Annotated in this window: 6 protein-coding genes; all 6 read left to right on the top strand. The window is 44.7% G+C overall.

Annotated features, from left to right (window positions below):
- Positions 1-41: 41 nt before the first annotated feature.
- The 6 genes from ACSVDI_RS12610 to ACSVDI_RS12585 all read left to right on the top strand — a co-directional run bounded on the left by ACSVDI_RS12610 (position 42) and on the right by ACSVDI_RS12585 (position 12,928).
- Positions 42-3,377 carry an Ig-like domain-containing protein gene (locus tag ACSVDI_RS12610; protein WP_457943379.1) on the top strand — a complete coding sequence of 1,112 codons (3,336 nt, stop codon included), beginning with the start codon at positions 42-44 and terminating at the stop codon, positions 3,375-3,377.
- Between the two features lie 73 nt (positions 3,378-3,450).
- A complete protein-coding gene (locus ACSVDI_RS12605) occupies positions 3,451-9,954 on the top strand; it encodes a helicase-related protein (protein WP_457943377.1) in 6,504 nt (2,167 codons plus the stop codon).
- A gap of 64 nt (positions 9,955-10,018) precedes the next feature.
- A complete protein-coding gene (locus ACSVDI_RS12600) occupies positions 10,019-10,426 on the top strand; it encodes a single-stranded DNA-binding protein (RefSeq protein ID WP_457943376.1) in 408 nt (135 codons plus the stop codon).
- 15 nt (positions 10,427-10,441) lie between these two features.
- Positions 10,442-11,569: a DUF7768 domain-containing protein gene (locus ACSVDI_RS12595; protein ID WP_457943375.1), complete on the top strand. Its 1,128-nt coding sequence runs from the start codon at positions 10,442-10,444 to the stop codon at positions 11,567-11,569.
- Positions 11,570-11,622: 53 nt separating this feature from the next.
- The gene (locus tag ACSVDI_RS12590; RefSeq protein WP_457943374.1) at positions 11,623-11,985 is read left to right on the top strand and encodes a DUF3852 family protein; all 363 of its coding nucleotides are present in this window, start codon (positions 11,623-11,625) and stop codon (positions 11,983-11,985) included.
- Positions 11,986-11,992: 7 nt separating this feature from the next.
- Positions 11,993-12,928, top strand: coding sequence for a conjugal transfer protein TrbL family protein (locus ACSVDI_RS12585; RefSeq protein WP_457943372.1), 936 nt, complete (start codon positions 11,993-11,995; stop codon positions 12,926-12,928).
- Positions 12,929-12,952: the final 24 nt, after the last annotated feature.

The raw sequence follows: 12,952 nt of genomic DNA, 5'->3' as shown, positions 1-12,952 counted from the left end.
CGGAATTAGTTCCGCTTTTTTGTTTGTAAGGAGGTATTTACATGAAAGATGAAAGCAAGAGGAAACATCGTAAGTTCCTCTTTTCTCTGCTTATAGGATTTGTGGTCGCTGGCGCAGGGGTGTCCAGCTATGCCGTAGCAACCGGTCAAATGCCCGCAGTGCTGCAGGCCGTGACCGGAGTATTCAATACTTCTGCATGTATGACTGGAAATCCACATACCGCACAACTTCAGATAACGAGCAACGTCCCTAAAAATTCCTACATCAATCCGGAGAAAATTAATCCATCTAATTCTATTTCGCACGAAACATCTTCACAGACGGAATCCTCCGATCCTGACGCAAAAGAGGACGAAGTATCGGGTGAACATTCAAAGCCAAATGTAACACCAAGTCCAATATCCGTTACGCCGGGTAAAGTATCTTCAGATATTGCATCGTCGGCCTCTTCCACCTCTTCTAAACCGGCTCCATCGTCAACATCTTCTTCAAACTCATCTCCTAGTGAGCCGACTTCTAGTTCCCAAACATCCAGTTTCCCGAAACAAACGGTTCCCAGCACACCAGTGCTAGGACATTCCGGTTCCGGCGGGCACAGGTCTAAAGCGATTACCGGAGTTGCTTTGGATAAGGAAACACTTACACTAAACAAGGGGGAAACCTCAGAACTACTGAAAGCATCAATTTCCCCATCCAACGCAACTGGAAATAAGACAATTACATGGAAAACCAATAACCCGGAAATCGCCACGGTGGATCAATCCGGAAAGGTTACTGCTGTAGGTGCTGGAACCACCCAAGTGGTTGCGGCAACGGCAAACGGCAAAACAGCATCCTGCACCGTTACTGTTTTAGTGCCGCCGGACGGCATTAAAATAAACGCTGAGGATTTCAGCCTTGACAAGGGCGTGGCTCGAACCTTGACCGCAACCGTTACTCCGTCTGATTGTACAAATAAAACAGTGATTTGGGCAACCAGCAACAATGATGTGGTTTCCGTCGATTCAAACGGAAAAATTACTGGCATAAGCCCAGGAAAAGCGGTCATTACCGCAACCACGGAAGATCAGAAGTATACGTCATCCTGTAACGTGACAGTGGTTATCTCTATTTCTTCCCTTACGCTTGACCAGACGGAACTGAATATGATCAAGGGTACACAGACCGCCTTAACAGCTACGATTAATCCACCGGACACCACGGAGAAACCAACTATGGAATGGACTTCGAGCAACCCCGTCGTAGCGACTGTGGACGATTCCGGAGTCATTACCGCCGTGGAGGGCGGCGTAACCACCATTACGGCAAAGGCTGGTTCCCATGTTGCAGAATGCAAAGTTACGGTTACCGTACCTGCGACTGGAATAGCCGTAAATAAATCGGCCATTACATTAGCAATGGGAAAGGATGAAGCCCTGACTGCAACCGTGTTCCCGGAGGATACCAGCGACAAGGCGGTGCAGTGGACCTCATCGGACGAATCAGTGGCCACGGTAGACAGTTTCGGAAAAATACTAGCAGTCAAGCCTGGCACCGCTATCATTACGGCAACTACCCATGACGGTGGGTTCACCGCGTTCTGTACAGTTACAGTGATCATTCCTGTTACAGGAATATCACTGGACAAAACTTCTCTCACGCTTATTCGGCTTTCCGGAGATAAGCTGACTCCGACAATTACTCCGGCCGACGCCACTGATCAGGCTGTGATTTGGGAATCTTCCGATGAATCCATTGCCACAGTGGATAATTTCGGCAATGTTAAGGGTGTTGGTGCTGGTTGTGCAACGATTCGCGCTATCACTCATGATGGAAATATTTCAGCAGAATGTCAGGTTACTGTTACCCCCATTCAATATACGGTAACAGTCAAGCCAACTACAAATGGATCCGTAACCGGAGCCGGAATTTATGATGAAAACAGCTCGGTTACTTTGACAGCTACACCGTCACCCCACTATCACTTTGTCAAGTGGATTAACGAGGATGGGTCGACAGCAGGAACAAATTCGACCTATGTCATCAACCGGCTTAATTCGAATGTATCGGTTTCTGCCCAATTTGAGGTGGACACGTTCACTGTCATGGCTAGTGGTGCTAATGGAACAATAACTGGCGGAGGAACCTATTCATATGGCACATCCGTTACTTTGACAGCTGTTCCAAACCCTCATTTTCATTTCGTTTCATGGAATGATGGGGTTACAACGGCAAGTCGAACTGTGACGGCGACGCAAAATATCAGTTTGATAGCTAACTTCGTCATTGATACTTATACTGTATCTGTCAGTGCTGGAGAGCACGGATCAGTGAGCGGCGGCGGTATTTATCCTTATGGCTCCGTCGTAACTCTTTCGGCCACTCCGTATAATCAATATAAATTCCTTTCATGGTCTGATGGAGTTACAACGGCCAATCGGTCAATAACCGTAACAGGAAATATGGCGCTGTCAGCATCCTTCTGTGATTTAGACTACAAATGGACTGCATCATTATCTGTTAGTAACGTTGACCGACAAGAAACCTATATTTCAAATTCTGAGCTATATGGTTGTATAGCTAGTTTCAGTAAGGCTACAGGTTCCGGCACGGCTCATGCAGTTTATACATTCAATTCGCCTACACTATTACGAGCTGGAACTATATTTAAAGCAATTCAGTCATTTCATTTTGTCACTGATACTAAGGTCCTTTTAAACGGTGTAGACGTTATGTCTGTAGACACTTTGGAAAACTCAGCACCAAGCCATGATCATGGAACGCGTCTAGGACAATATGTATTACCTGTAGACACCTACGTTACAACAATAGAAATTCAAACGTCAACAAGCGCAACCAGCAAACCTTATGCAAATACGGCACTATGGATTACACCACCCGGAGAAAAAACATTTGTGCTCAATAACTCGGGTACATCGGCCGGTCAGGATTGCACAAGTTGGTATTACATGGATGTTCCGACAAACAATAACGATAATAGTACTTATGTATCTTATTTTGGAGACCAAATAATCTTTTCTAAGATTTGTGCTACTAAACCAAAATTTCGATATATATATGCCCATTTCTTACACCCTCAAGCTATTGACCATATTGTGGTTGGGGAATCCAGTTCTTACGAATCCATATACAATATGGGAATACAAGACATCCATAGCGCAGACGTAGCGTTTGGAGAAGTCAAAACTCATAGCAGTTCAGAAAGCGCAACATTCAATTCAAGCAATATTTTTAAGGATTGGGATAATGTAATGGATCTACAAATTAGAGTAACTAATTATTATGAAAGCGTTTCTGTGCCTGTCACAATTTACTATAAGGATGGGCATACAATGACTCTCGGGACATACACAGCGCATGGAAGTATTTGCTCTTGAATTACTTGATTAATTGGAGTATCAGCTGGCAACCGGAGTTCTCCGGCTGCTTATTTATGAATGGAGGAAACTCATGGACAAACTTAGCGAATGCAAAAAGTTATTAAATCAAACTTTGCAAAAAGTGACTTCTTCTGTGCAGGAGTGGAAAGCGTTTTTAAGGTTTGCATCGCGAATCTATAAATACGATTTTACTTCTGCGCTTCTCATTTATGCCCAGCGCCCGGATGCAACGGCGCTGGCACCGTTCGAAACATGGAACCGTGTCGGCCGGCGCGTAAACGCCGGTGCGCACGGGATTCCAATTCTTGTGGACACTGAGAGCCGTGTTCAGCTTTCTTATGTATTTGACGTCAGTGATACCAACGGAGCGCCAAACACTTTTCCAGTTCCATGGAAACTGAAATCCGAATATCAGGACGCCGTCCTTATTGACCTTGAAGACCGGTATGGAATTACACAAGGTGGGGCTGGTTTCGACCGGCGTATTCAGAACGTAATAGAGGCCGTCGTGCAGGAATGTTACGGTCAATACTGCTATGAGATTGTTGAAAATGCAGACGGTACTCAACTGGCAAGCGTTGATGTTTCTGAGATTGATGCCATCATCCAAGAAATTTTCTCTGACAGCATCACACAAATGGTATATAATAGAATTGCTCCGGAAAGTAAAATTCCGGATTCTCTGATTTTCAACGATTTACCCCTTTTTACAGATTACTATCATGCCATAATATTGGGTACTGCGTGCATAAAACACGCAGGACTGTTATTGCGGCAAATTGAAAGCTCCGTCAAGCAGATGGAGCATGAACAGAAAATAGAACAAAGGAGACAACAGCATGACAATCAAGTACGAAGAACGCGACGGCCTGAAATATCCGAGTCTGGCAGTAACCGAGCCGCAATACGACAAAGACCTGTCGAAATACGGGACGATTTACAAAAAGTATCTGGAGGAGACACAACCGGGCAGGTACGCCATTCTGGTGTCCTCGCTGAAGCTGATGGAAGTGTGCCACAAGAAGGAAGCCGAAGCGAACCAGTACGAAACGACCATACTGAACCAGCTACGCAAAAAGAACCCGCCGCCGCAAACGGAGGACACCATGGAAATGATTCAGTACAACAACTGGCTTCTAAAAACGGCGGAGGAAATCGTTCTGAACGACGTGATTTATCAGAAATAGACATTCAGACAGCTTCAAAAGAAGCTGCCTTTTTATATTCCGATGATAATGCCGATACCCTGAACGGTGAACCGGCATACAATGCCTTTATAAGCGAGGACGAATTCCGCGATATCTATCTTTTCTCTGCTTTGGTACGCCTGAGCGATGAAAGTCGACAGGCCATTTCAAATTTTTATCAGACAAACCCGTCTGCAAAGGATGCCATCGCGTTTCTGAAGCATCATTACGGTATTTATGGTGGCACTATCAATTTTGAAAACGGAAAGAGCGGCTTTTTCGATTTTGACGGGAAAGGGCTTCGTATTTCCGTTAAGCTTTCCGAGGGCGATTATTCCCGGTCGGTTTCGTGGACTATGATTCAGAAAGAAATCCGGGATTTAGTCGCAGACGGGCGCTTTCTTTCAAAGACACCAGCCAGACGACCGGAGCAGCTCTCTTTATTTGGTGAGCTATCGTCAGCTCCGCAAGTTGAAAGACAGCCCGATGAAGCAGTAGAAAGCCTGTTAAAAGAACAAGCAGTTCCAGAACCATCTCTGTCTGTGGATTCTGATAGTCTACCAAAGCAAAATATAAAACAGCAAAGGCTTTCCAATGAGAGTCTTATAAACTTTCATTACCCGGATATGTCTGAAGGCACAGGCGGCCAGAAAACACATTATAAGCTCAATGTGGAAGCAATTCGCCTGTTGAAACAAATTGAAACTGAGAATCGCCTTGCAACCCCGGAAGAACAACTCATCCTCTCAAAATATGTTGGCTGGGGCGGTATCCCTCAGGCGTTTGACAAATCGAACGCTAACTGGCAGAAAGAATATCAGGAGTTGAAAGAACTGCTTACTCCGGAGGAATATGAAGCAGCCAGAGCATCCACTCTTACGGCATTTTACACTCCTCCGGCAGTAATCAACGCTATACATACTGCTCTTCAAAATTTTGGTTTTACCGGAGGAAACATTTTAGAACCGTCCTGTGGCACAGGGCGGTTTTTTGGTTATTTGCCGCCGGATATTGAACAGAAAAGCCGCTTGTTCGGTGTTGAGTTGGACAGCCTGACCGGACGGATTGCGAAGCAGCTGTACCCGAAAGCAAACATTCAGATTAAAGGCTTTGAAAAAGTAGCTTTTCCTGACGATTTCTTCGATGTGGCAATCGGCAATGTCCCATTTGGCGAGTTCAAGGTTCCGGATAAACGCTATGAAAAGCATAATTTTCTGATTCATGATTATTTCTTTGCCCGTTCACTGGATAAAGTGCGTCCCGGAGGACTTATCATCTATGTTACCTCAAAGGGGACAATGGACAAATCCAACAACGCTGTGCGTAAATACATAGCCCAGCGCGCGGAACTTATTGGAGCAGTACGCCTGCCAAACACCATGATGAAAGCAGAAGCCAACACTCAAGTTACTGCGGATATTATCTTCCTGAAAAAACGGGAACGCATGGTAGATGTAGAGCCGGAATGGGTAAATCTCACTTACATCGACGATGGTGTTCCCATCAATGCGTATTATGCCGACCATCCCGAAATGCTGCTCGGCAAAATGGTATTTGACGACAGTATGTACGGCAGTGCAAAAGACACCTCTCTCATTCCGCGCGAAGGTTCTGATTGGCGTGAGGAGCTTCCGAAAGTAATCTCCCTGATACAGGCAGAGTATTCTGTTCCTGAATTCGATTTAGAAGAAAACGAAAGCACCGTAACGATACCAGCAGATCCAAATGTTAAGAATTTCAGCTACACCGTTGCAGAGGACGGTAAGCTATATTACCGTGAAAACAGCCAGATGACTCAAAAGAATTTCCCGGATATGCGGGAACGCCGCATTCGTGGAATGATTGAAATTCGTGATGCCACACGCGAAGTTATCCGAGTGCAAAGCAATGATTGCCCGGATGAAGCTGTTCATGAAGCACAAGCAAAGCTGAATCAACTTTACGATGCCTATGTAAAGAAATACGGTTATTTGAATTCGCCCGGCAACCGCATAGCATTTTCGGCCGATTCCGATTATCCGTTACTCTGTAGCCTTGAAAACATCGATGAAGATAATAATGTTACCAAGGCTGCAATTTTTACAAGGCGCACTATTCGCCCGCCGCAGGTAATCACCCATGTTGATACAGCGATGGAAGCGTTACCTGTCTGCCTGAATCAAAAAGGACGTGTGGATATTTCGTACATAGCTCAACTGACAGACAAATCTGAAGAACAGATTGTTAAAGACTTGTCCGGCATTATCTATAAAGACCCTATCGACGGTACTTATCTTACCGCAGAAGAATACTTATCCGGGAATGTACGAGAAAAACTGTCCATTGCAGAAAATGCCGCAGCAGAGGATGAGCAGTATAAAATTAATGTCGAAGCTCTGAAACAGGTTCAACCGGAAGATTTGGACGCATCTCAGATAGATATTCGATTAGGCTCCCCTCTATTGGAGCCGGAGGATATTGAGCAGTTTATTTACGACCAGTTCGATCCGCCTTATTATGTGAAAAAACTGAAGGTGATCTATCTCCCGTCTGAAGCGCTATGGAGAATCAATGGCATTCCTCATTCCTTGATTCAATCTGACATTCCGGCCACTAAAACCTTTGGTACTCATCGGATTGATGCATATTCGTTGCTGGAGTTGTCCCTAAATCAGAAGACGCCGACAATTCGTGACCGAAAGCCGGATGACACCTATGAGGTAAACCCAACTGAAACGGCAGCTGCACGGGAAAAACAAAAAGCAATCGAAAATAAATTCCAAAGCTGGGTATTCAATGATCCTGAACGCAGGCAACGCCTAGTTCGAAAATACAACGATATTTACAACAATATCCGGCTTCGGCAGTACGATGGAAGTCATTTGACTTTTCCCGGCATGAATCCTGAAATCACTCTACAACCTCACCAGAAAAACGCGGTGGCAAGAATATTAAGCAATGGAAACACTTTGCTGGCACACTGCGTAGGCGCAGGAAAAACCTATGAGATGATTGCCGCAGGGATGGAATCCAAGCGACTTGGATTGTGCAACAAAAATATGTATGTCGTTCCGGGACACCTTATTGACCAATGGGGAAGTGATATTCTCAAACTCTATCCCGGAGCCAATGTTCTGTTGGCGACAAAGAGCGATTTTGAGAAATCCAAAAGGCAGCGCCTTATCAGCCGTATCGCAACCGGCGATTATGACGCTATCGTCATTGCAAGTACCAGCTTTGAAAAAATCCCTATCAGCCCGGAACGTCGTGAGAAAATTATTCGCCAGCAAATTAAAGCCGTAACAGAAGCTATGGAACTGGCCGCAGAGGAAAACGGTGAGGATTGGACAATCAAGCAGATGGAGCGTACGAAAAAGTCGCTTGAGGAACAGTTGGAAAAACTCTCAAATCAATCCCGCAAAGACGACCTTCTGACCTTTGAAGAACTCGGTGTAGACCAAATCTTTGTGGATGAAGCGCATTACTATAAGAACTTATTTATCCCAACAAAAATGACCAATGTGGCGGGCATTTCCTCCAGTCATGCGTTAAAATCCACTGATATGCTCATGAAATGCGACTATATCCAAGAGATAAATCATGGCCAGCGTGGTGTGGTATTCGCTACCGGCACACCGGTCACCAACAGTATGTCCGAGCTGTATGTCATGATGAAGTATCTGGAGAGCGACACGCTTTCCAAAATGGGATTCCAGCATTTTGATGCTTGGGCCGCTCAATACGGTCGAAAAGTATCTTCGTTGGAACTCACGCCGGATGGTACGCAATACCGCTATAAGACTCGGTTCGCAGAATTTGTAAATCTTCCGGAACTTATGAATCTTTATTCTTTAGTGGCAGATATCAAGACAGCCGACCAGCTGAAGCTTCCTGTTCCTGCCATGAAATATGGTAAACCACAGATAATTGTGGCAAAACCAAGTCAGGATCAAAAGGACTTAGTTAAGGACATTATTGAGTGTTTTGAACGAATTCATAGTGGGGTTGTGGAGCCGTGGGAAGACAACGCCTTAAAAGAAACTCACAGAGGCCGATGTGGTGCGTTGGATATGCGTATCCTTGACCCTTCCTATGAAGATTTTGAAGGCAGCAAGGTGAATTTGGCTGTCAAGACGATTTTTAAGGAATGGCAGGAAAGCACGCCGAAACTCGGTACACAAATGGTTTTCTGCGACCTTTCTACCCCACACTATGATGGAAAATTCAATGTATATGATGACATGAAGCAGAAACTGATTCAGTTAGGTATTCCTGAAGAACAGATAAAATTCATTCATGATGCCAACAGTGAAAAGCAAAAAGAACAGCTTTTTGCTGACATGCGCTCCGGAAAAGTACGAATTCTCTTTGGATCCACATCAAAAATGGGCGCCGGAACAAATGCTCAGAATAAAATTGTTGCAATTCATCATCTAGATTGCCCTTGGCGACCGGGTGATTTGGAGCAGCGAAACGGCAGAGCCTTCCGCCGCGGAAATGAAAATTCTGAAGTCACCGAGTACCGGTACGTCACAGAAGGAACATTTGACGCCTACAGTTGGCAGATACTTGAGCAAAAACAGCGCTTCATCAGCCAAATTTCCTCCGGCAGATGTGCAGAGCGTCATGCGCAGGATATTGACGAAACCGTATTGGATTATGCTACCGTAAAAATGCTTTCCACCAACGACCCGCGCATCAAAGAGCGCGAAGAACTGCGCGTTCGTGTTGCAGAGCTTAACGCACTAAAAGCACAATTCAATTTTGAAAGATATAACATGGAGGATGATTGCTTGACTCGCCTTCCTCAGCGTATTGCCCGAAACGAACAGGCAATTCAAAACCTTGAAAAGGATATTGCTCTTTTAAAGGAAAATGCAAAATCAGATTTTGAGATGGAGTTATTCGGCAAAATCTATAAAAAGCGTGAAGCTGCGGGACAAGTAATTCTCCAGAAAGTAAACGCGTACCGGACAGACGGTGAGTATTTGCCTATCGGTAGATACCGCGGATTCCGAATGGAGCTGACGTATAGTTCTTTTTCACGAATCCATAAAATCATGTTATGTGGTTCTGGAAGGTATGAATGTGCACTCGGAGAGGACTCTGTTGGCTGCACAATGCGTTTGGATAATGTTTTAAAGGACTTAGATGAGCGTCTCCATTTCTGCCAACAAGAAATTGTGGATGCCAAAGAGAAAATTTCAGCGCTGAACGAGCAATTAAAAATTCCGTGGGAATATCAATCCGAGTTAGATGAAAAGACGAAAAGGCTGGATAAGCTCAACATCGAACTTTCGTCTAACTTAGATAATGATAATGAACAAATTATTACTTCCGATTGCAATTCATTTCAAACAGAAGAAATCGAGGAGGAACACAATAATGAAATGGACTTAGAAATGTAAAAGCAGCCTTTTAGGACAACCGGATTGACCGGTTGTCCTAATTTTTTAGAAAGGAGTAAGTATATTGCTAAATGTTGCAGTACTAATGGGTCGGCTGGTTGCCGATCCGGAATTGCGTCACACAGCAAATGATTTGGCTGTTACCACCTTTACGCTGGCGGTCGACCGTTTGTATGTGAAGCCTGGCGCGGAACGCCAGTCAGACTTCATCGATGTGGTTGCCTGGCGCAGTACGGCGGATTTTGTATGCAAATACTTCCACAAAGGCCAACTGGTGGCGGTACAGGGTTCCATCCAAACACGGTCTTATACGGACAAAGATGGCCACAAGCGCAAAGCATTTGAAGTAGTGGCAGACAGCGTACACTTTGCAGAATCAAAACGCAATAACGCAGCAGAGCCACAAAATGACGCTCCACCGCCTTCTGACGATTTCCCGCCGGACGTGTCGGATGAAGATTTACCATTCTGAAAGGAGTGAGATGACATGAAACTGGTCTATATCTGTTCTCCCCTGCACGGGGATATGGAAAAAAACATTGAGATGGCGAATCAATATTGCGCATCAGCCGCACGAATGGACGTTGTTCCTCTGGCTCCGCATACCATCTTCACAAAGTATCTCAATGACAATGTTCCACAGCAACGAGAGCGTGCGCTTGCGATGGGCCTTGCTCTTCTTTCCCGCTGCGACGAACTTTGGGTCTGCGGTAATGTAATCTCACCCGGAATGCGTGGTGAGATTGAGTATGCAAAAACACATGGGATTCCCATAAAACACATGAAAGAAGTGTTGGAATTGAATATGAAACCGGATTTAAAAAAGCTTCATACGCAAAAATCTATGATTCTGCAGCAGTATCAGCCAATTTATACGGCTTACTACACTGTTACGGTCGACAAAAATCTTGGCAATTTTGCACAAGTCCTTTTTGACAATGGGAACAAAGTGACGGTGGATGGTGCGAAACATGCTCTTGATTTTTTGAAAATGGAATCCGGTGAACTGCAAAAAGCGGTTGCTGACATTCTGAAACCATTAATTTTATCAGAGTGGAATAAATTATTTCAGCAATTAGGCTTAGAAAAATACAGTCAGCTTTTCCCAATGAAGGACACTGCCCTACCTTACTTGGTGATTGACCAGAATGATTTGGTGACATTCACGTACTGCCCAGTGGCGAAACATGATAAATTTGCTCTGTTGATTCTCAATGATTTCGGCCGGCCGTTTTTCGATATCGATAACCGCTTTTCCGGGACTTATTCGGATGAGCTTCGTGAGCTTCCTTTCCAAGATGCGAGGCTGGATGTTCAAAATTCTCTCAATTTATTGAAAGAGATCGAACCGGTTGCCGTTCAAGAATATCAGGAACATATCGTGATGCAAAAGCTGGACAGGGTTTTTCAGGAAACCGGTGCCCGGATGTTTGTCTTCTCCGGAGGGGATTCTAATACTCCAGCAATGGTCAGTATTCCAGAAGAAGCGAACGACTATCTGACCCCGGAGGAATTGGAACTGGCCGAAGAAGTGGTTCTCAGACAGGAATCTGACGATGACCAGCCGGACCCGGAAATTTTCGAGCCGGAAGAAGAACAGGAGTTGTGTATGTAATTATTTTTTTCTGCTTTAGGCAACCAAAACTTGATAAATAGGAGTGAAAAATTTTGAAACGATTAAATTTTACAACTTGGCGTAAAAGTCTTTTGATTTTTATTTTTGTTACTGTCTTTATTACTCTCTTTTCAGCAACAGCGTTCGCAGCTGGGGAGGCCAATGTGGCTAATGCAGTAAATAACGCATACAATTCATACTTAAAACCACAGATCAAACTGATTGTAAATATAACGGTATTCGGGCTTGCCGACGCAGTCCTAGGAATCCTTTTTGTCATCAAATTAGCGACCGCAGTTGCTGAGTACAAAAGAAACGGTGGGCGCATTGAATGGATCGAACCGGCAGGATTAGGCGCAGGGCTGATTCTTGCCGTATCTGCCCCATTTTGGGCTTGGAGCGCGATCGGCTGGTGATTGAGCAATGTTTACTGTTGGAAATTCCATTGAGCAGCTTGAAACATGGCTCTATTACACGACTTTAGATCTCATGAACCAGTTTAACAAATACATTGGCAACTTGGGAGCAGATTTATTTAGCAATGAATTTATCAAAGCGATTATTTATCTGTTTCAGCTATTTGGTTATGCGTTAGTCCTAGTTGGGATTGTCCTGGCAATCTTGGAGTTCTTTATCTCTTTTGATAATGGGAAAGCGGATTTCATGGATACCGCGAAAAATATTGGTATCGGAATGTTCGCTTCCGTGCTGTTTACGACCGTCCCAATTCAACTGTTTCAGTTGAGCGTGAACGTTGAGTCTGCCATTGCTGCTGTGGTTAACACCACTGCGGCCTCCACAAACACGCAAGCAAATGTTCCCATGTCCTCCGGTCAAATGATTGCGGGTGCTATCGCCTTTTTTGTGAACTTGGTGTCTGGAAATCCACTAGCTAATGTCATTGGCTCCATTGCAGGCAGTGCCGCCAGTTCGATTTCCGGCCAGCAGCAGCACGTACCTCAAATCACGGAACTGCTTTTTATTCTGGCGTTTGCATATGCGTTTTTAAAAATTCTCTTTGGTAACTTAAAGCGCGGTGGAATCTTATTTATACAGATTTGTGTTGGCTCTCTGTATATGTTCAGTATTCCACGCGGATACCTCGACGGATTTATTTCCTGGTGTAAACAAGTCATCGGCCTTTGTTTTACCGCGTTTCTTCAAAATATCATGCTGGTGGCCGGTTTATATGTTTTTAAGGACCAGATGTTGATCGGCACCGGCTTAATGCTGGCCGGTGCCGAGGTTCCGCGCATCGCGCAGATGTTTGGTTTGGATACCTCCGTAAGGGGTAATTTAACCAGTGTCGTTCATACTACAAGCTCTCTCATTTCTCTTGGGAAAACCCTGATGCATTAAGGAGGCAAGAAGTTATGTTTTATT

Source organism: Caproiciproducens sp. LBM24188 (genome assembly GCF_054130445.1).
This window is presented reverse-complemented; position numbering and strand designations above follow the sequence as displayed.